At 66.5% G+C, this 18,663-nt stretch carries 20 protein-coding genes; 4 read left to right on the forward strand and 16 right to left on the reverse strand.

Going from position 1 to position 18,663, the window contains the following annotated elements; translation table 11 throughout:
• Positions 1–93 precede the first annotated feature (93 nt).
• Positions 94–1,302: an MFS transporter gene (locus tag AB0N75_RS17075; RefSeq protein ID WP_364652140.1), complete on the forward strand. Its 1,209-nt coding sequence runs from the start codon at positions 94–96 to the stop codon at positions 1,300–1,302.
• A gap of 48 nt (positions 1,303–1,350) precedes the next feature.
• On the opposite strand, the gene AB0N75_RS17080 is transcribed toward AB0N75_RS17075, so the two are convergent.
• The 5 genes from AB0N75_RS17080 to infC all read right to left on the reverse strand — a co-directional run bounded on the left by AB0N75_RS17080 (position 1,351) and on the right by infC (position 5,594).
• Positions 1,351–2,295 (reverse strand): cation diffusion facilitator family transporter, encoded by a 945-nt coding sequence (locus AB0N75_RS17080; protein ID WP_364652141.1) that lies wholly within the window; start codon positions 2,293–2,295, stop codon positions 1,351–1,353.
• 83 nt (positions 2,296–2,378) lie between these two features.
• Entirely contained in the window at positions 2,379–3,305 is a 927-nt protein-coding gene (locus AB0N75_RS17085) for an RNA methyltransferase (protein WP_364652142.1), read from the reverse strand.
• A gap of 45 nt (positions 3,306–3,350) precedes the next feature.
• Positions 3,351–4,028 (reverse strand): 50S ribosomal protein L20, encoded by a 678-nt coding sequence (gene rplT, locus AB0N75_RS17090; protein ID WP_364652143.1) that lies wholly within the window; start codon positions 4,026–4,028, stop codon positions 3,351–3,353.
• A gap of 116 nt (positions 4,029–4,144) precedes the next feature.
• The gene (gene rpmI, locus AB0N75_RS17095; protein WP_127511693.1) at positions 4,145–4,339 is read right to left on the reverse strand and encodes a 50S ribosomal protein L35; all 195 of its coding nucleotides are present in this window, start codon (positions 4,337–4,339) and stop codon (positions 4,145–4,147) included.
• A 145-nt stretch (positions 4,340–4,484) separates the two neighbouring features.
• The gene (gene infC / locus AB0N75_RS17100) at positions 4,485–5,594 is read right to left on the reverse strand and encodes a translation initiation factor IF-3 (RefSeq protein WP_364652184.1); all 1,110 of its coding nucleotides are present in this window, start codon (positions 5,592–5,594) and stop codon (positions 4,485–4,487) included.
• 294 nt (positions 5,595–5,888) lie between these two features.
• On the opposite strand from infC, the gene AB0N75_RS17105 reads away from it, so the two are divergent.
• A complete protein-coding gene (locus AB0N75_RS17105) occupies positions 5,889–6,308 on the forward strand; it encodes a DUF1844 domain-containing protein (protein ID WP_364652144.1) in 420 nt (139 codons plus the stop codon).
• Positions 6,309–6,407: 99 nt separating this feature from the next.
• Here AB0N75_RS17105 and AB0N75_RS17110 read toward each other — a convergent pair whose 3' ends face one another.
• From AB0N75_RS17110 to AB0N75_RS17140, 7 genes are all read right to left on the reverse strand, one after another.
• Positions 6,408–7,256, reverse strand: coding sequence for an SseB family protein (locus AB0N75_RS17110; RefSeq protein ID WP_364652145.1), 849 nt, complete (start codon positions 7,254–7,256; stop codon positions 6,408–6,410).
• Positions 7,257–7,265: 9 nt separating this feature from the next.
• On the reverse strand, positions 7,266–8,006 hold the full coding sequence (gene priA, locus AB0N75_RS17115; protein WP_364652146.1) for a bifunctional 1-(5-phosphoribosyl)-5-((5-phosphoribosylamino)methylideneamino)imidazole-4-carboxamide isomerase/phosphoribosylanthranilate isomerase PriA: 741 nt from the start codon (positions 8,004–8,006) through the stop codon (positions 7,266–7,268).
• Positions 8,007–8,051: 45 nt separating this feature from the next.
• The gene (locus AB0N75_RS17120) at positions 8,052–8,195 is read right to left on the reverse strand and encodes a hypothetical protein (protein ID WP_364652185.1); all 144 of its coding nucleotides are present in this window, start codon (positions 8,193–8,195) and stop codon (positions 8,052–8,054) included.
• 20 nt (positions 8,196–8,215) lie between these two features.
• Positions 8,216–8,857, reverse strand: coding sequence for an imidazole glycerol phosphate synthase subunit HisH (gene hisH, locus AB0N75_RS17125; protein ID WP_364652147.1), 642 nt, complete (start codon positions 8,855–8,857; stop codon positions 8,216–8,218).
• Positions 8,854–9,471: an imidazoleglycerol-phosphate dehydratase HisB gene (gene hisB, locus AB0N75_RS17130; RefSeq protein WP_127511699.1), complete on the reverse strand. Its 618-nt coding sequence runs from the start codon at positions 9,469–9,471 to the stop codon at positions 8,854–8,856. Before hisB ends, hisH begins: the two co-directional genes overlap by 4 nt.
• A gap of 56 nt (positions 9,472–9,527) precedes the next feature.
• On the reverse strand, positions 9,528–10,637 hold the full coding sequence (locus tag AB0N75_RS17135; RefSeq protein ID WP_364652148.1) for a histidinol-phosphate transaminase: 1,110 nt from the start codon (positions 10,635–10,637) through the stop codon (positions 9,528–9,530).
• A 72-nt stretch (positions 10,638–10,709) separates the two neighbouring features.
• Entirely contained in the window at positions 10,710–11,063 is a 354-nt protein-coding gene (locus AB0N75_RS17140; protein ID WP_364652149.1) for a LysM peptidoglycan-binding domain-containing protein, read from the reverse strand.
• A 280-nt stretch (positions 11,064–11,343) separates the two neighbouring features.
• Here AB0N75_RS17140 and lexA point away from each other — a divergent pair, with 280 nt between their 5' ends.
• Positions 11,344–12,114 (forward strand): transcriptional repressor LexA, encoded by a 771-nt coding sequence (gene lexA / locus AB0N75_RS17145; RefSeq protein WP_364652150.1) that lies wholly within the window; start codon positions 11,344–11,346, stop codon positions 12,112–12,114.
• A 67-nt stretch (positions 12,115–12,181) separates the two neighbouring features.
• Here lexA and AB0N75_RS17150 read toward each other — a convergent pair whose 3' ends face one another.
• Together AB0N75_RS17150 and hflX are read right to left on the reverse strand one after the other, a co-directional pair.
• Complete coding sequence (locus AB0N75_RS17150) at positions 12,182–14,221, reverse strand: ATP-dependent DNA helicase (protein ID WP_364652151.1); 2,040 nt, start codon at positions 14,219–14,221, stop codon at positions 12,182–12,184.
• Positions 14,214–15,755 (reverse strand): GTPase HflX, encoded by a 1,542-nt coding sequence (gene hflX / locus AB0N75_RS17155; protein WP_364652152.1) that lies wholly within the window; start codon positions 15,753–15,755, stop codon positions 14,214–14,216. The genes AB0N75_RS17150 and hflX overlap by 8 nt, the downstream gene beginning before the upstream one ends.
• A 424-nt stretch (positions 15,756–16,179) precedes the next feature.
• On the opposite strand from hflX, the gene AB0N75_RS17160 reads away from it, so the two are divergent.
• The gene (locus AB0N75_RS17160) at positions 16,180–16,791 is read left to right on the forward strand and encodes a methyltransferase (RefSeq protein WP_364652153.1); all 612 of its coding nucleotides are present in this window, start codon (positions 16,180–16,182) and stop codon (positions 16,789–16,791) included.
• A gap of 10 nt (positions 16,792–16,801) precedes the next feature.
• Here the strand turns inward: AB0N75_RS17160 and dapF are convergent, their stop codons facing one another.
• Positions 16,802–17,734 carry a diaminopimelate epimerase gene (dapF, locus tag AB0N75_RS17165; protein ID WP_364652154.1) on the reverse strand — a complete coding sequence of 311 codons (933 nt, stop codon included), beginning with the start codon at positions 17,732–17,734 and terminating at the stop codon, positions 16,802–16,804.
• A complete protein-coding gene (miaA, locus tag AB0N75_RS17170; RefSeq protein WP_364652155.1) occupies positions 17,731–18,663 on the reverse strand; it encodes a tRNA (adenosine(37)-N6)-dimethylallyltransferase MiaA in 933 nt (310 codons plus the stop codon). Before miaA ends, dapF begins: the two co-directional genes overlap by 4 nt.

Consider the following 18,663-nt stretch of genomic DNA (forward strand, 5'->3'; position numbering starts at 1 on the left):
CTCGGCGGTCATCGACATCCCGCCGCTCCCTCCGCAACGGCGCAATCCTTCCCCTTCCCGTGCACCCGATGCAGCTCAAACGAAAGCCGACAGATGAATTCAGCCGCCCTGGCAGCCCCACGGACGCAGACCGACAACCGCCGGACGGTCTGGGCCATCGTTGCGCTGGCTATGGGCGGGTTCGCCATCGGCACCACCGAATTTGCCATCATGGGCCTGCTTCAGAACGTGGCCCAGGGCCTCAACATCAGCATCCCGGAGAGCGGGCATCTGATCTCCGCTTACGCCTTGGGCGTGGTGGTCGGGGCGCCACTGTTGGCAGGCCTCGGAGCCCGACTGCCGCACAAGCATCTGGTGCTGGGGCTGATGGTCCTGTTCACGCTGGGTAACCTCTCATCCGTCCTCGCGCCTGACTACGCCACCATGCTGGTCACGCGGTTTATCTCCGGCCTGCCGCACGGCGCCTACTTCGGCGTGGCCGCGGTCCTTGCGGCCTCGCTGGTATCGCCGGGCCGACGTGCCCGGGCGGTTGCGATGGTGATGCTGGGCCTGTCAGTGGCCAACGTCGTCGGCGTGCCGTTGGTGACCTGGCTGGGTCAGCAGTACGGCTGGCGGCTGATGTTCGTGGCCGTGGGCATCGTCGGGGTGGTGACGGTGTTGATGATCCAACGCCTGGTCCCCTTCAGCCCCGCCCATGAAGAGGCCGGCATCCGCCGCGAACTCCGCGCGTTGAAACGCATCCATGTGTGGCTGGCGCTGTTGATCGGCGTGGTCGGCTTCGGCGGGTTCTTCGCCGTCTACTCCTACATCAGTCCCACCATGACGGAAGTCACCGGCCTGGCCCCGGCCGCCTTGCCGCTGATCGTCGGCCTCTATGGCTTGGGAATGGTCGTCGGCACGTTTATCGGCGGCCGGTTGGCTGATCGGTCCGTGATGGGCACCATCTACCAGGTCATGACGGCCATCGTCGTCGTGCTGGTGCTCTTCTGGGCAGCGTCCTCCATTGCGCTGCTCGCGGTTCCGCTGGTCTTCCTGCTGGGCGTGGCGGGATCCAGCTTGATTCCGGCACTGCAGACCCGGCTGATGGACGCGTCGCCCGACGCGCAGACTCTGGCTGCCTCGCTGAACCATTCGGCGCTGAACCTGGCTAACGCGCTGGGCGCCTTCCTGGGCGGACTGGTGATCTCCTGGGGCTGGGGCTTCGCGGCCCCGGCCCTGGTCGGCGCCGGGCTGGCGGCCTTGGGCCTGGTCATCGCCGCAGTCAGCGGAGCGATCGAGAAGCGGCACAGCGTCCGCCGCTGAGTAGGGCCCCTGCCGGCCTGGCACCCGTCCCCTCCGCCACCCGACGAATCAGGACTCGCGTGCCGCGGGACGCACGGACTCCGACCGGTAGATATCCGGTTCCAGATAGATCATGGTGGCGATCGGCACCGCATCGCGAATACGGGCTTCGGCTGCATCGATCAACCTGGCGATCTCTTGCCCTGAGTCGCTGCGCCCGACGCTGATCTTGGCCGCCACGAGGAGTTCCTCGGGCCCCAGATGCATGGTCTTGAGGTGAATGACCCGGGTGGCGTCGACGGCGCCGATGGCTTCTTCGATGAGCCGGATATGCTGGCGCGTGGCGGACTCGCCGAGCAGCAGGGACTTGGTTTCTATGGCGAGCACGGCGGCGATCGCCACCAGCAGCAAACCGATCATGGCCGTGCCGGCTGCGTCCCACAGACCGTTGCCGGTCAGCAGGGTCAGGCCGACGCCGAACAAGGCGAACACCAGCCCCAGGAGGGCACCAAAGTCTTCCAGCAGGATCACCGGCAGTTCCGGCGACTTCGACCGGCGGATGAAATCGACCCAGCCGGTGCCGCCGCGCACGGGATTGGACTCCCTGATAGCGGTGCGCAGCGAGAAGGATTCGGCGATGATCGCACCGACCAGTACCGCCAGCGGGACCCACCACCAGAAACCTTCGATGGGATGCGGATCCTGCCACTTATGGTAGGCCTCGTACAGCGCGAATAATCCGCCGACGCTGAACAACACGATCGACACGATGAATGCGTAGATATAACGGTCTCGGCCGTAACCGAACGGGTGGCTGGGGCTGGCCTGACGTGCGGCTTGTTTTCCGCCGACCAAGAGCAGGATCTGGTTTCCGGAGTCGGCCACCGAGTGGATGGCCTCGGCCAGCATGGACGACGATCGGGTCAGGAAATACGCGATGAACTTCAGCGCCGCAATGGTTAGATTGGCGGCCAGAGCCGCCACGATCGCCTTGGTTCCTCCGCTGGCTGCCATCCTTTACCTCCCAGGCCATTCCCGGTCATAGTCCAGTCACCGCGGTTCTTACGGTACCGTCCGCCCGGGTCGTTTGGGAGTGGCTAAACCGGCTGGGTGCCCCGTCGCTGCGACCTTGCCGAGGCATACAGGCAGACCGTGGCCGCGGTGCCTACGTTGAGGCTTTCGGCCTGGCCGTAGACCGGCACCGCCACCCGGTGGTCCGCTGCAGCGAGCTCCTCCGCTGACAGCCCCTGGGCTTCGTTGCCAAAGAGCCAGGCAGTTGGCGACGCCAGATCCGGAAGGCGAGCAGCGCCGTCGTCCGCCACTGCGGTCCCCTCCCCCAAACGGGACAGCGCGCTGCGGTCCTGCAAATGGTCCAGGTCGATGGTTCCGTACCCGTCGGCCGCGAGCATGCTCAGGCCGGCCGCTCGCAGGGCGGCGGCCAACTCGTCGAAATCGTGTCCAGTCACCACTGGCAGGTGGAAGAGCGATCCGGCCGTGGAGCGCACCGCCTTGGGGTTGTAGATGTCGACACTGGAGCTGGTCAGCACGACGGCGTCGGCGCCGGCAGAGTCGGCGGCCCGCAGGATGGTGCCGGCGTTGCCGGGATCCTGCACCCGGACCATGATGGCCAGCAGCAGCGGTTTGGTCTGCAGCACCTCATTCAGCGGCCGGTCCAGGTAATGACAGACTGCCACGATGCCCTGCGGGTTGACGGTGTCGGCCATGGCCGAGAGGACTGCATCGGTGGCCAGCCGCAGTGGAACGCCGTCGGCCAGATCCAGCAGTTCGGGCAACCGGTCCAGGCAGGCTTCGGTAGCGAAGACCTCGACCACGATCCCGTCGCCGCCGGAGGCGATGTTCGCGCGGTGGGCGGACAACGCCTCGCGGACCGACTGGGGGCCTTCGGCGAGGAACTGCCGGCGTTTTGAACGCACCGAGCGCCCGGCAAGCTTGGCCACATCCTTGACCCGATCGGCTCGGGGGTTGGACATGATCGTAGCTTGCGGGCGCCCGGTAATGCTCATACAGCGACTATAACGTCGCCGTATGGCGGTTTATGCATCCGGTGCTTACTCGGCAACCTTCTGGCGGGCTTCGCCGCCGGCGGGCTCGAAACCGGCAGCCTTGGCGGCCTCGACGGACTCGAACCAGTACACCGGGGTGGTGTTCTCGTACCAGGTAGAACCCGGGACGTGGTACTTCTTGGACTGGTTGCCCTTGATGCTGTAGCCGGCAGGGGCGTCCTCGCCGTCAACAGCCTTGACGGCACCGGCAACTTCGCCGGCCTCAGCGGCCTTGGCGGCCGGAGCAGCCTTGGCAGCCGGAGCGGCCTTCGCCTTGGCGGCCGGCTTCGCAGCGGCGGCCGGGCGCTCGGCGGGAGCGGAAGTGTCGGCAGGCAAGGCGTCCTTGGCAACCTTCACCAGTGCCGCGAAGGCGTTGGCGTCGGACACGGCCAGCTCGGCCAGCATGCGGCGGTCGACCTGAACCTCGGCGGCCTTCAGGCCCTGGATGAGGCGGTTGTAGGTCAGGCCGTTGGCGCGGGAGGCAGCGTTGATGCGCTGGATCCACAGGCGGCGGAAGTCGCCCTTACGCTTGCGGCGGTCGCCGTAGCTGTACACGAACGAGTGCAGCAGCTGTTCCTTGGCCTTGCGGTACAGGCGGGACCGCTGTCCGCGGTATCCGGCAGCCCGGTCCAGGATAACCCGGCGCTTCTTGTGGGCGTTGACCGCCCGCTTCACACGTGCCACGTGCGTACTCCTTTTGATGATTGGTGCCCGGTGGTTCGACCGCAACGATCAGCGGTCGGGGCAAAACTTGCTGGGATGGCCCCGAGGCTGACGCCGCGCGGACCGGAGGGAGAAAGTTAGATGCCGAGCATCTTCTTGATATTGCGCACGTCTGCCGGAGCAACGATCTTGTCACCTGCGAGGCGGCGGGTCAGCGTGGAAGGCTTGTGCTCCAGGTAGTGGCGACGGTTGGCCTGCTGGCGCTTGAGCTTGCCGCTGCCGGTGAGCTTGAAGCGCTTCTTGGCGCCGCTGTGGGTCTTCTGCTTCGGCATGGCTGCCGTTCTCCTTACGTCTTCCTCAGGTCGTTGCGGACCTTCGGCTCGTGCGGCGCCACTATGGGCACCGGCGGTTTACTTGTCTACCGGCACCGGACACAAGGATGTGCCCGGCATAATGCCGGATGATCTCTGGACGGTCTTAGCTCTTGGAGCCGGACCGGCCAGCAGGTTTGGGTGCTGCGGGCCGCGCCGCCGGCTTGGGCCGTGCTGCGGGCTTGGGTGCCGCGGGCTTGGCCTCCGCAGGGGCTGCAGGCTTGGACGGAGCGGCCGGCTTGGCCTCCGCTGCAGGCTTGGACGGAGCGGCCGGCTTGGCCTCCGCTGCAGGCTTGGCCGCCGCTGCAGGCTTCGCCGGAACGGCGGGCTTGGTCTCGGCAGCAGGCTTTGCCTTCGGTGCGGCCGCCGGCTTGGTCTCGGCAGCAGGCTCCGCCTTCGGTGCAGCCGCGGGCTCCGCCTCGGGCTGTTCCTCCGTCTTGGCCTCTGCTTCAACCACGGCGGGCTTCTCAACCTCGGCGGGCGCTTCGGGCTCTGCAACTGCCGGTGCGGCCTGCTCGGCGGGTGCCTCGACGGTTTCCTCCGACTGGCTCGCCATGGCGGCAAGGCCTTCCGGAAGCAGGTCGCCCAGGCTCTGGGTCATCGGCGCCTGATCGTCACTGGTGTCCACCCGCTGCTTGCCGGCTTCGTTGGCCGCCTTGGCATCTGCCTTCTGCGCGGCCCGCCGGGCCTCAGCCTTGGCTTCGGCCTTGTTCTTGGTCGGGCCGATCACCATGACCATGTTGCGACCGTCAATCCGCGGAGTCGATTCGATCACGCCGACCTCTGCGACGTCCTCGGCAAACTTCTGCAGCAGGCGGATGCCCATTTCCGGACGCTGCTGTTCGCGGCCGCGGAACTGGATCATGGCCTTGACCTTGTCGCCGGCCCCGAGGAACCGCAGCGCGTGACCGCGTTTGGTCTCGTAGTCGTGCTTGTCGATCTTCAGCCGGAACCGGATTTCCTTCAGCACAGTGTTCGTCTGGTTCTTGCGCGCCTCGCGTGCCTTGACCGCAGCCTCATACTTGTACTTGCCAAAATCCATCAACTTGCACACCGGAGGCTTTGCCTGCGGCGCAACCTCAACCAGGTCAAGATCCGATTCCGTGGCCAGGCGCAGGGCATCCTCAATACGGACGATCCCGACCTGTTCACCGTTCGGTCCGACTAAACGCACCTCGGGAACGCGGATACGATCATTGATTCTTGGCTCGCTAATGGGTGGCTCCTGTCACTGATATTCGTCTGCCGCCGGCAATGAAAGAAGGCCTCCCATTGCAAGCGCAATCGAAGGCCTCGAAGTGGCGGCAGGCGGAACCGAGAAGTCCCGGACTGGGCGTGGGCAATGTCGTTCAACATTGCCGGCCGCAGCCTGCCGACCGTAACCCGGCAGCTCTGGCTAGCCATACCGACGGGTGGGAGAGGTCTCCGCTTGCTGATCGGACCCTTTTCCCCACGTGCTTTCAGGCACATAAGTAACCGGATCCAATTGGTCTGTGAAAAGCTTACCAGTATGAGCAGCTCAGATAACAATCCGCAGACCGACGACCATCGCCACAGCTTCGCGCCGGACGCCGGTTCTGCCTCCTCCCAGGAACAGGAAGTCCTGGGCCAGATGCGCGATATCGCCGAAGTACCCGCCGTCGAAGTCATCACCACCGCGGCAGTCCACCTGATGAGTGCCGCCGCCGTAAAGTGCGGCCTGGCCGCCGGCGACGATGCGGAAGAGCTCAAAGACCTGGATGAAGCCCGCAAGCTGATTACCGCGCTGGCCGGCTTCGTGACCGCTGCTGCGCCGGAAATCGGCAGTCAGCACGCTGGCCCGTTACGCGATGGCCTCCGCTCCCTGCAGCTCGCCTTCCGCGAGGCCTCTGTCATCCAGGATGAGCCGGGCAAGGGCCCAGGCGAGAAGTTCACCGGCCCGGTCAACTAGCCAGGCAAAGCTCCAGAACTGACCAGAACGACGCCGGTGCCCCGCACCGGCGTCGTTCTCGTCTGTAGTGCCTTTGTTGCGGGTGGAGCCGCGCGATGCTCAGCGGGTGAACTTCAACTCCAGCGAATCCACCCGCTCTGCGAATTCCTGCCGCGCCTGTAGCCGCCCTTGAATCCGTCCCGCCATGGCGGCCAACTCTTGGCGGCCCAGACCGTCACGCACCTGCAGCACCAAGCGAAGCTCCGGACCGTGGCCACCGCCTGCCACCACCGAGCCATCGGCCGTCCGCACCGCGATGCCGGCACCGGGCTCGACCGAAGCAGCCGTGACTGCTTCTTCGGCGTCGGTCGCTTCGGCCACCCAGTCCAGCATCGCCGGATCGCGGTAGGAGGGCACCCATTCGTGCTGCTTGGCCAACGCCCACACGGCCGGGCGCCGGACCACGAAGGTCAGCGCGGCGCCCGGATCCATGACCATCAATTCTGCGTCTTCGGACACTGCTGCCAACGCCGCCCGCGGAGCATAGACGGCAACCGGCCTGGCTTCGGGATGCCAGGCTTCGAGAGCGGCGGCATTGCTGAACGCGGGCAACGCACGGCGCCCGTCCGGGGCTTGCAGGGTCACCAAGGCCATGTCGGCCTGTTTATCCGTTGTCAGGCCGCCGCTGCCCTCCGCCTCTTCTCCGAGCGTGGCCACAATGGGGACGAAAACGCGGGCGTCGGCCAGGGCGGCCACCACTTCCGCTTCTCCCCCGGTGCCGGCGGCCAGCCATTGGAGCGCCGCTTCATAGGCCGGGTCGGTGCTGCCGTCGTCGTGATCGAACTGGTGCAGCGGATTTCCTTCGCCGCTCAGGTCCCGTCCGGCCCAGCTTTGGCCCGCCGAATCCCCCGCACCGCCCGCGCCCGCGAGTGCCGCGGCGATGTGGGCTGGCAGCTCCTTCTTAGCCACGCTGGTACCTCAGCGCCGTCCGGCGACGTCGAGGGCTTCGGGCAGGGTGAACTTGCCCGCGTAGAGGGCCTTGCCGACAATGGCTCCTTCGACTCCGGTCGGAACCAGTTCACGCAGGGCCCGCAGGTCATCCAGGCTGGAAATACCGCCGGAGGCCACCACCGGCTTGTCGGTCCGCTCGCACATCTGCCGCAGCAGGTCGAGGTTCGGTCCGCGCAGTGTTCCGTCTTTGGTCACGTCGGTCACCACGTACCGGGCACAACCGGCATCTTCGAGCCGCGACAGGACGTCCCAGATGTCGCCGCCTTCCTTCGTCCAGCCGCGGGCCGCAAGCGTGGTGCCGCGGACATCAAGACCGACGGCGATGGCGTCGCCGTGCCGTTCAATGGCCCGCGCGGTCCACTCCGGGTTTTCCAGAGCGGCGGTGCCCAGGTTGACGCGGGCGGCACCAAACTCCAGGGCCCGTTCCAAGGACTCATCATCGCGGATGCCGCCGGAGAGCTCCACCTTGATCTTCAGCTCGTCCGCGACCAGGCGCAGCACCTCTGTGTTGTTGCCTCGACCGAAAGCCGCGTCGAGATCCACGAGGTGCACCCACTCGGCCCCGTCGTTCTGCCACGCCATGGCGGCTTCCAGCGGGTCGCCGTAGCCGGTCTCGCTGCCGGCTTCACCCTGAACCAGCCGGACTGCCTGGCCGTCTGCTACGTCGACTGCGGGCAGGAGTTCGAGGATGGGCGTTTGGTTCGTCATAGTGATTCCGCTTTCTGCGCCGTCAGCTGCGCGGGCTGTGGGTGGTTACTCGGTCGGACCGAGGGTGAGCAGGTAGGCCGCCAGCAGGGCCAATCCGGCCAAAATCCAGAAGACGATGGAAGCCCACTTGGGCAGCCGCTGTTGCCGGAACGAGATGGCACCGCCAGCCAGGAGCCCGGCCAGGGCCATGAGGAGAAGGCTGCCCACGGCTATCGCAGCGTCTTCAGCCAGTTGCGGAGCAACTCCGCGCCGGCGTCGCCGGACTTCTCCGGATGGAATTGCGTTGCACTCAGCGGACCGTTTTCAACGGCGGCGATGAACGGGGCCCCATGCGTGGACCAGGTCACCCGGGGCGGCGCCATCGCCGGCTGGGTGACATCAAAGTTCCAGTGCTGCACACCGTAGGAGTGCACAAAGTAAAACCGCTCGTCTTCGATGCCGGCGAACAACCGGCTGCCCTCCGCCACGTCAACGGTGTTCCACCCCATGTGCGGTACCACCTCGGCTGGCAGCGCTTCCACGACCCCGGGCCATTCCCCGATCCCCTGGGTGCGGACGCCGTGTTCTACCCCCTCTTCGAACATGACCTGCAGGCCCACACAAATGCCCAGCACCGGCCGGCCGCCGGCCACCCGGCGTCCGATCCAGCGAAGGGCATCAACAGACTTCAGTCCTTCCATGACCGTGGCGAAGGCTCCGACGCCGGGGACCAACAGCCCGTCGGCGTTGAGCACGTCCTCGGAAGCATGGCTGAGCGTGACGTCGGCACCGACGTGTTCCAGCGCCCGGACCACCGAGCGCACATTCCCGGATCCGTAGTCCAGTACGGTGACCTTGGGTCCAGCCGTCACAGGGCACCCTTCGTTGAGGGAATGCCCTCGACCCGGGGATCGGATTCGACCGCGGCGCGCAGCGCCCGGGCGAACGCCTTGAACTGGGCCTCGACGATGTGGTGCGGGTCGCGGCCGCCCAGTACGCGCATGTGCAGGCAGATCTGGGCGTGCAGCGTGATGGCTTCGAAAACGTGGCGCGTCAGCGACCCGGTGAAGTGCCCGCCGATCAGGTGGTATTCCTGGCCGGCCGGTTCTCCTGAGTGCACCAGATAGGGACGGCCGGAGACGTCGACGACGGCGTGGGCCAGCGCCTCATCCAGCGGCACCGTTGCCTCGCCGAACCTGCGGATCCCGGCCTTGTTACCCAGGGCCTGCTTCAAGCACTCGCCGATCGTGATGGCGACATCTTCCACCGTGTGGTGGGCGTCAATATGCGTGTCGCCGGTGGCCTTCACGGTCAGATCGACCAGCGAATGCTTCGACAGTGCGGTGAGCATGTGGTCGTAGAACGGCACGGTGGTGCTGATCTCGGATCGGCCGGTGCCGTCGAGATCCAGTTCAACCAGCACGGACGACTCGCTGGTGATGCGTTCGAGGCGTGCGGTACGTCCGGTGGTGGTATCCACGGTCATGGGGGTCCTTTGACGAAAATGGTTGACCGGCCAGGCCGGTGCGCTCTTACTACAGTTTAGGAGACTCGGCTCGACATCAGGGCCTTGATGCCATCGAGGAAGGCTGTGGTCTCGGCCTCAGTGCCCGCCGTCACCCGCAGGTGTCCGGGAATCCCGACGTCGCGGATCAGCACACCGGCTTCCAGAAGCCCCTGCCACACCGCGTGCGGGTCGTCCAGGCCGCCGAAGAACACGAAGTTGGAGTCCGACGGTGCCGGCTTCAAACCGAGTTCGGTCAGTCCGTCGACAATGCGGTCCCGTTGGGTCTTGATGTCCTCAACATTGGCGAGCAGCGCGTCCGCATTTTCCAGTGCGGCCAGCGCCGTCGCCTGGGTGATCGCGGACAGGTGGTAGGGCAGGCGGACCAAGCGCAGGGCGTCGGCAACCTGCGGTGCGGCGGCAAGGTACCCCACACGGGCACCGGCAAGGGCGAAAGCCTTGCTCATGGTGCGGGAGACGATCAACCGCTCCCGGCCGGGCAGCAGCGTCAGCGCGCTCGGCGTGCCGGCGTGGGCGAATTCGGCGTAGGCCTCATCCACGATCACTATGGCGTTGGATGCCTCCCCCGCTTCGTAGGCGGCTTCGACGACGTCAAGGCCCAGCGCGGTGCCCGTCGGGTTGTTCGGGGAACACAGGACGACGACGTTGGCTGCGGATTCTGCGACGGCAGCGGCAACCGCTTCCGCGGAGATCGTGAAGTCCGCTCCACGCGGCACCGCAACATACTCTGTGTCCGTCCCGCTGGCCAGCAACGGGTACATGGAATACGTGGGAGGGAAGCTCAACAAGGTCCGGCCCGGCCCGCCGAAGGCCTGAAGGATTTGCTGCAGCACTTCATTCGAACCGTTGGCCGCCCAGATGTTCTCTGCCGTGAGGCCGTGTCCCAGATAGCGGGACAGCGCCGTCCGAAGCTCGGTAAACTCGCGGTCCGGATACCGGTTCAAACCGGCAGCCGCGGCGCTGACGGCCGAGACGATAGCTTGATGCACCGTCTCCGGCAAGCCGTGGGTGTTTTCGTTGACGTTCAGCAGGATGGGCACGTCCAATTGGGGGGCACCATATGGCTCCAGGCCCCGGAGATTACCCCGCAACGGCAGACGGTTCAGGCGTTCTAGCTGCTCACTCACCGATCCAGCTTAAGCTTCGGCCCGCCCGGGGCAGGAATCGGGCGGGCCGAAGCGGCTCATATTACGGTTGCCTCAATGCGCTGACGGCACGAGCAACTGCTGGCCGGAATGGACGATGTCCCCGTCCAGGCCGTTCAATTGCGCGATCTCGAAGATGACATCATGCGGGTTGCGGTCGGGTGCGGACAGCACTGCCACATCCCAGAGCGTCTGGCCGCTGCCGACCGTGACGGTAACAGCCGGCCCCGGCCCCAGCCCTCCGGCAGCGGCCATTGCCGGTGCGGTGAAGAAGCCGACCAGGGTGAGCGCGACGGCCGCGGCAAGCATGAGCGGCAGGCCAATCAGCAGCAAACGGCCCCGGCGGGTAAGCCGGAGGGGGGCGTTGGCGCGGAAGTCTGCGGACTGCGGTGCGAGCTGGGCGGACATGGTGCCACCTTTCCGATTTTCGATCTATTTCGACTGGTTTCGATCATCGAACCACTGCGTTCGAACGTATCTTCGAACACGTCGTCTACAGTTTTAGCACTGGTGATCGACTGTTGTCGAGACTCAGTCGAACAAATGTTTGAAATTCCTCACCGCCTCGCCTAGCGTTGATGGCATGAGCGGCTGTGAATTGCAGTGCATCAGCCGCCACTGACAAAACAGTCGAGACAGCAATCCGAGTGCCGGTTCCGCATCAGCCAGACCCGGCACCTGGACCATCATGGGAAGACCGGGGCCGGATATGTCCGAAGAGACCACCACCACTGCCGGAGCGCGGCGACGAGGCCGCCCTGTCAAGGTCGGACGCAGCCTGACGCCGCGGCAAAAGAAGATCCTGGAAACCATCCAGCGCTCCGTTATTGCCCACGGGTACCCGCCGTCGATGCGCGAGATCGGCGACCTCGTCGGCTTGGCAAGCCTGTCCAGCGTCACCCATCAACTGGCCCAACTGGAGAAGATGGGCTACATCCGGCGGGACCCGAAGCGTCCCCGGGCCATGGAGATCCTCACTCCGCTGACGCTTGAACAGGGCGGCGTGGAAATCGTGGGCGTGGACGAGCCGCAGCAGCTGCGCAGCTCCAGTGGCGTCGCGGTGTCCGAACTCACCACGTCATCCGATACGGCCATGGTGCCGCTGGTGGGACGGATCGCCGCCGGCGGACCGATCCTGGCGGACCAGGCGGTCGAGGACGTCATGCCGCTGCCCCGGCAGCTGGTGGGGCACGGCGAGTTGTTCATGCTGAAGGTTTCCGGCGATTCGATGATCGATGCTGCCATTTGCGACGGCGACTGGGTGGTGGTTCGGCAGCAGCACACCGCAGAGAACGGCGACATTGTTGCGGCGCTGCTCGACGAAGAGGCAACGGTGAAAACCTTCCGGCAGCGCGACGGGCACACCTGGTTGCTGCCGCAGAACACGCGCTATGAACCGATTCTGGGCGACCACGCAACCATCATGGGCAAGGTTGTCTCCGTGATGCGGGCGCTCTGACCGCTCCTTCAGCCGATGCAGCCTGCCCATGCGGCGGCGGACCCGGATGGTTCAGGCCGCCGCCGGTTCAGGCGGCCGCGGCCGCCAGCCGCTCCAGGACCTGGCGGGCGATGGCGCCATCCTTCGTGCTCCAAAACGGCGGCAGGGCGCTGCGGAGGAAATTTCCGTAGCGGGCGGTGGCCAGACGGGAATCCAACACGGCCACAACCCCCTTGTCATTGGATGCGCGAATCAAGCGGCCAGCGCCCTGGGCCAGCCGCACTGCTGCGTGGGTGGCCGAGACCGTCATGAAACCATTGCCGCCGGCCTGGGCTACCGACCGGGTCCGGGCAGTGGTCAGCGGGTCGTCCGGCCGCGGGAACGGAATTCGGTCGATGACCACCAACCGGCATGCCTCGCCCGGAACATCGACTCCCTGCCACAGAGTCATCGTGCCGAACAGGCAGGTGTCCGGTTCATCGGCGAATTGGCGGACCAGCGCCCCCATTGATGATTCGCCCTGGCACAGGATGGTCAGGTCGGTGCGCTGACGCATTTCGGCGGCAGCTTCTTCTGCCGCGCGACGCGAGGAGAACAATCCGAGGGCCCCGCCGCGTGAGGCGCGCAGCAGCTCCTCGAGTTCGTCGAGCTGCTCGCTGCTGGTGCCACGGCCCGGCTTGGGCAGATGCGATGCCACATACAGCACACCCTGGCGCGGGTAATCGAAGGGACTGCCCACGTCAGCGCTTGAGTACGCTGGGGCGCCGGCCCCCAACAATCCGAGCGAACCGGCAACGGCGTCGAAAGTGCCCCCCACCGACAGCGTGGCGGAGGTCAGCACCACCGTATGTTCGTCGAAGAGCCCTTCACGCAGCCTGGAGGCAACAGACAACGGGGCGATGTTGAGCGTAGCCGGCTGGTCGTCGTTGGCAATATAGTCGCCGGTCTCGCCGAAGGTGCTGGGACGGGTCGCCCAAATGACCTCGCGGGAATCTGCCGCCGAAAGCAGCCGTTCGGCCATCTCCAGCACCGCGGAAAGACGGGATCGGGCCATCTGCCTCCCGCCGTCTGCCGCCGCGGACCCCTCGGGCTTGGAATCGGATAGCGCTGCGCGAGCCGCCTCCCGCAGCTGCACGAGGACCAACTCCTGCTCCTCGCGCAGGCCGGAGGCCAACAAGCCGCTCGGCAACGGCTCCAGTACGTCCTCCAGGGCGCCGGCAGCCGAGTTCAGCGGCTCCACGCTGATCCCGGTGTGCTTGCGCGCGGTCGAAGCCGCAGTGCGGACCATGGCAGCCGACAGCTGCCCCGCCACGGCGCTGGTGACGCGGTCCTGCAATTCGTGGGCTTCGTCAATCACCACCACGTCGTAGTCCGGAAGCACGGCCACGCCCTCAAAGGCGTTGATGGCGAGCATGGCGTGGTTGGTGATCACGATGTCCGCCTCGGCAGCATGTCCGCGCGCCAGTTCGCTGAAGCACTCGGCGGCGAGGGGACATTTTTGCGCGCCGAGGCATTCCATCGATCCCACGGAGACCTGTCGCCACGCGCGATCGCTGACCCCGGGCACCAGTTCATCGCGATCGCCGGTCTCGGTCTCCTGCGCCCATTCGCGCAGCCGCACGACCTCCTTGCCCAATGCCCCCGCGGCCCCGCTGGACGCCCCTCCGCCGGCGGGAGCCGGATGCGGGACGGCGTCCTCGCCGAGGCTAAACAGCGCAGCAGGCGCGTCTTCGTCCGGAAAGCCGCCTGCCAGCTTATGCAGGCAGACGTAGTTGTTCCGCCCCTTGAGCAGCGCCACGTCCAACGGCCGGGGAAGCTCATCGGCGACGGCTTCCATCAGCCGCGGCAGGTCCCTTTTGACGATCTGCGACTGCAGGGCCAGCGTCGCGGTGGAGACGATGGCGGGCTTCTCACCCTCCAAGGCCTGCACCATGAGCGGGATCAGATACGCCAACGACTTGCCCGTGCCGGTGCCCGCCTGCACCAGCAGGTGCTGCCGGCGGTCGAAGGCCTCGGCTACTTTGGCAGCCATCTCGTGCTGGCCGGCGCGGTGTTGGCCGCCCATGCCCTGGACCGCGACATCGAGCAGCCGCAACGCCTCGCCGGCCGGTACCCGGGTTTCAGTCATGTCGAAGGAATCGTTCCAGCTCCGCTGCCAAGCCCTCGCGAACCAGGACATCGAGCCGTGTGCCGTCTTCCCCGTGCTCCATGGCGAGGATCTCCGCGTCCTCGCTGTGCAAGCGGCTGATGACTTCGCCGCGGTCGTAGGGCACCAACAGCCGCAGCTTCACGCTCGGACGCGGGATGGTTTCGCCGATCAGTCGAAGCAGCGCGTCGATGCCCTGGCCGGTGCGTGCCGAGACCACTACGTGGTTCGGTTCGCGCTGCCGCAGCCGTTCGACCACGAAGGGATCGGCGGCATCTGCCTTGTTCAACACCACGATTTCAGGAATGTGCCGGGCATCCACCTCGGTGAGCACTTCACGCACCGCGGCGATCTGGCCCTCCGGGTCGGGGTGCGAGACGTCCACCACGTGCAGGATCACATCGGCGTCGGCAACTTCCTCCAACGTGGAGCGGAAGGCTTCCACCAATTGTGTCGGCAGCGAGCGGACGAAACCGACGGTGTCGGCGAGCGTGTAGCCAATGCCGTCGGGTGTTTCCGCGCGGCGCACGGTGGGGTCCAAGGTGGCAAAAAGCGCGTTCTCGACCAGGACACCTGCATCGGTCAGGCGGTTGAGCAGCGACGATTTTCCGGCGTTGGTGTAACCGGCGATGGCCACCGAGGGCACGGCATTGCGGCGGCGGTTGGCACGCTTGGTGTCCCGTGCCGGCTTCATGGCTGCGATTTCGCGGCGCAGCTTCGCCATCCGGGTCCGGATACGGCGGCGGTCCAGTTCGATCTTCGTCTCACCTGGTCCGCGCGAACCGATGCCGCCGCCGGCGGCTCCGACGCGCCCGCCGGCCTGACGGGACATCGACTCGCCCCAGCCACGCAGGCGCGGCAGCAGGTACTCCAGCTGGGCCAACTCGACCTGGGCCTTGCCCTCGCGGCTCTTGGCGTGCTGCGCGAAGATGTCCAGGATCAGCGCCGTGCGATCAATGACTTTGACCTTCACGATGTCTTCCAGTCCGCGGCGCTGCGAGGGCGAGAGTTCGCCGTCGACAATGACCGTGTCAGCGCCGGTGGACATCACGATGTCCCGCAGTTCCTGGGCCTTTCCGGACCCAAGGAAGGTGCCCGGGTCCGGCTTCATCCGGCGCTGCACGATGCCGTCCAGCACCTCGGAGCCGGCGGTCTCCGCCAACGCCGCCAGTTCCCGCAGGGAATTGTCTGCGTCGTCGGCCGTGCCTTCGGTCCACAGACCGGCCAGCACCACGCGCTCCAGGCGTAGTTGCCGGTACTCGACCTCGGTGACGTCCTCCAGTTCGGTGGAGAGGCCCGCTACGCGGCGGAGGGCACGGCGTTCGGCCAAGTCCTGCTGGTCACCGTCGAATTCGGAATGCTCGGAGTCAAGTTTGGACAGGGCCTGCGCTCGGCCGCCGACTCCCGGCTTGCTTCCTGCCGCAGTGTCGCGGGCCAGGATACGGTCAATGACTGCCTGGATCTCATCCGGCGTCATTTCCGGTTCCGGCGACGGCTGGGGGCTGTTGGTGGTCATGCTCTCCTTCGAAATGTCCGTGGTCTTATCGTAGTCCTCCGGGGTGCGTCCAGCGGAGCCCGAAGATGCGGTTTGTGGATGATCGGCCAAAAGTCCTCCTGGCATGGGCCCCGTCGGTGCGGGGCGGGAAATGCGTGGCAGCTGGCGCCTTCTGGTGCGGCCGGCATAACCGGCACCGGGGAACTGAAACAACCGAACGGGCGGCTGCGGCGGTGGAACGCTCCTGAGTTTCGCGGAACGGCGATTGCCCGGCGGCCGGGGAGAATGAATTCTCGACCAACGGCACGCGCTGTGCCGCATGGAACGGGACAGCATGGTGGCGGCGCAATCATTACTTCTTCATGCGGTCAACGCTATCAGAGCCAACGCAGCTTAGGCGCGCCTTGATACCGATTCCGCTGAACGCGCACTAATCTGGCCGATTATGGGAACAGAGCACTACTTCAGCCCGCAACCAGGCAAACCCGAGGTTCGCCGCACCCTGGAGGTCGAACTGGACGGCCGCCCACGGCAGTTGCAGACGGCCGGCGGCATCTTCAGTCCGGACGGCGTCGACAAGGGCACAGCGGTGCTACTGGCCGAGGTTCCTCCGCCGGCGCCGGCAGGCAACCTGCTGGACATCGGCTGCGGGTGGGGTCCGATCGCCCTGACCATGGGCTTGAAATCCCCGGGGGCCACGGTGTGGGCCGTCGACGTCAACGAGCGCAGCATCGCCTTGACCAACGACAACGCCGCGTCGTTGGGCCTGGACAATGTCCGTGCCTGCCTACCGGAAGACGTCGACCCGTCGCTGCGGTTCGAAACCATCTGGTCCAACCCGCCGATCCGAATCGGCAAGAGTGAACTCCACGAACTGCTGTTGCTGTGGCTGCCCAGGCTCGCGCCCGGCGGCTCCGCCTGGCTGGTGGTCCAGAAGAACCTGGGCTCGGACTCGCTGCAGCGCTGGCTTTCCGGCGAACTGCCGCCGGACTACTCCATCAGCCGGGAGAGCACGGCCAAGGCCTTCCGCGTGCTCTGCGTCCGGCGGGCCGGCTGAACCGCTTCCCTCAGGCCACGGTTCCGCGGGACACCAACACGGCGGGTCCGCTGAGCTCCACATGTTCACGCCCGTCCGGCGCCGGGAGAAACCGCACGCGGACGGTTCCACCGGGGACTCCGACCTGCCAGTCGTCGGGAGCACCGTTCCCGGCCCAGTAGCGGATGGCAGCGGCGGCGGCGCAGGCACCGGTCCCGCAGGACTGGGTCTCCCCCACCCCGCGCTCGTGCACACGCATGCTGATATGCCCTGCTCCGTCGGCGACGAGGGGTTCGGCCGGTACCACAAATTCCACGTTGGTTCCGTTTGCGGGAACGGGATCCACCGCGGGTGCCGCAAACAATTCGGTGGCGGCCAATTCTGCAAGTCCGGCGAGGGCGACGACGGTATGCGGGTTGCCCATGCTCACGGACAGCGCCGGCCGCGGCACCTCCAGGCCGCCGGCGCTGACGGTGGAGTCCATGGCCCGGGCCGCAGCCTCGGCGGGGAAGATGAATTCCCATGGCCCCATGTCCACGGCGTAGCCGTTGGCGGACCGGCGGATGATCTTGATCCCCGCCCTCGTCCCTATCGTCAAAGACTCCCCGGCCGCCAGCCCGACCAGCCCCTCGGCCAGCAGAAAGTGCACGAAGACGCGGACGCCGTTGCCGCACATCTCGGATACCGAGCCGTCGGCATTTCGGTAGTCCATGAACCACTCGGCCTCCGGCGCTGCTGCCAGCAGCTCACGGCCCTCGGGCAGGTGCTCCGAACGGACGGCGCGGATCAGCCCATCGGCGCCGATGCCCAGGTGGCGGTGGCACAGCGCGGCGACGGCTTGGGGTTCGATGTCCTTGAGTCCGTCCGGATCGGCAATCAGCACGAAGTCGTTGCCGGTTCCGTGCCCTTTGGCGTAGGACAGCCCGGACAAGACTGACAAATGGTCAGGAAGGGGGGTGTTCACGCTTCAAGCTTAGCGAGGTGGCCGGCGGCCTTGTCCGCCAGCAGCGGATCCCGCCAGTCGAGCCAGTGGATCCGTGGATCAGCCCGAAACCAGGTCAGCTGGCGCCTCGCGAATTTGCGGGTGGCGGCGACGGTGTCCTCGACGGCGGCGTTTTGGCTCCATTCGCCGTCGAGCACCCTCAGAAACTGGGCGTACCCGAGCGCGCGCGAGGCGGTCCGCCCCTGGCGCAGGCCCCGCCGGTCCAGCGCGGCGACTTCGTCCAGCAAGCCGCGCTCCACCATCGCATGAACGCGACAGGCCAGCCGGTGCTTGAGCTGTTCGCGGTTCACTTGGAGGCCGATCTGCACGGTGGGGCGGACGTAATGCCGCTCCGGCATGTAGGAGCTGAAGGGGCGCCCGGTCAGCTGCCACACTTCCAGCGCGCGGACGATGCGGCGAGCATCGGCCAGCCTGCCAGCGGAGGCCGGATCAACGTCCCGGAGCCGTTCCTGCATGGCTTCCAGGCCTTGGCTGGCCAGCTCTTCCTCGAGGGCGCGGCGCACGGCCGGATCGGTGCCAGGAAACTCGATCGCGTCGAGGGCCGCCCGGACGTACAGTCCGGACCCGCCGGCAAGGATGGCCCGGCGGCCCCGGCTGTGAATGGCATCGATCGCGTCGCGGGCCTGCCGCTGGTACGCCGAGACGCTCGCTTCGTCCGTGATGTCGAGGATGTCCAGCAGGTGGTGGGGCACCCCTTGCCGTTCGGCCACCGTCATCTTGGCCGTGCCGATGTCCATTCCCCGGTAGAACTGCATGGAGTCGGCATTGATCACTTCTCCGTCCAGCCGTTGCGCCAGCTCGACGGCGAGATCCGATTTACCCGATCCGGTGGGGCCGACGACGGCGATGACCGCCGGGCTGTCCTGCTGGCTCAGTGGGTCGGCCGGCAT

The organism is Arthrobacter sp. NPDC089319, assembly GCF_040684925.1.
Lineage (GTDB): Bacteria > Actinomycetota > Actinomycetes > Actinomycetales > Micrococcaceae > Crystallibacter.

Excerpts from the sequence above, each read along its gene's own strand:
- AB0N75_RS17150 (WP_364652151.1), bottom strand. The coding sequence starts at position 14,221 with ATGACTGAAACCCGGGTACCGGCCGGCGAGGCGTTGCGGCTGCTCGAT.
- AB0N75_RS17160 (WP_364652153.1), top strand. The coding sequence starts at position 16,180 with ATGGGAACAGAGCACTACTTCAGCCCGCAACCAGGCAAACCCGAGGTT.
- rpmI (WP_127511693.1), bottom strand. The coding sequence starts at position 4,339 with ATGCCGAAGCAGAAGACCCACAGCGGCGCCAAGAAGCGCTTCAAGCTC.
- hisB (WP_127511699.1), bottom strand. The coding sequence starts at position 9,471 with ATGACCGTGGATACCACCACCGGACGTACCGCACGCCTCGAACGCATC.
- AB0N75_RS17105 (WP_364652144.1), top strand. The coding sequence starts at position 5,889 with ATGAGCAGCTCAGATAACAATCCGCAGACCGACGACCATCGCCACAGC.
- lexA (WP_364652150.1), top strand. The coding sequence starts at position 11,344 with ATGGGAAGACCGGGGCCGGATATGTCCGAAGAGACCACCACCACTGCC.
- hflX (WP_364652152.1), bottom strand. The coding sequence starts at position 15,755 with ATGACCACCAACAGCCCCCAGCCGTCGCCGGAACCGGAAATGACGCCG.
- AB0N75_RS17080 (WP_364652141.1), bottom strand. The coding sequence starts at position 2,295 with ATGGCAGCCAGCGGAGGAACCAAGGCGATCGTGGCGGCTCTGGCCGCC.
- AB0N75_RS17120 (WP_364652185.1), bottom strand. The coding sequence starts at position 8,195 with ATGGCCCTGGCCGGGCTCCTGGCTGGCGGTGCCATCTCGTTCCGGCAA.
- AB0N75_RS17075 (WP_364652140.1), top strand. The coding sequence starts at position 94 with ATGAATTCAGCCGCCCTGGCAGCCCCACGGACGCAGACCGACAACCGC.
- AB0N75_RS17085 (WP_364652142.1), bottom strand. The coding sequence starts at position 3,305 with ATGAGCATTACCGGGCGCCCGCAAGCTACGATCATGTCCAACCCCCGA.
- priA (WP_364652146.1), bottom strand. The coding sequence starts at position 8,006 with ATGACGAACCAAACGCCCATCCTCGAACTCCTGCCCGCAGTCGACGTA.
- miaA (WP_364652155.1), bottom strand. The coding sequence starts at position 18,663 with ATGCCGGCCGACCCACTGAGCCAGCAGGACAGCCCGGCGGTCATCGCC.
- AB0N75_RS17140 (WP_364652149.1), bottom strand. The coding sequence starts at position 11,063 with ATGTCCGCCCAGCTCGCACCGCAGTCCGCAGACTTCCGCGCCAACGCC.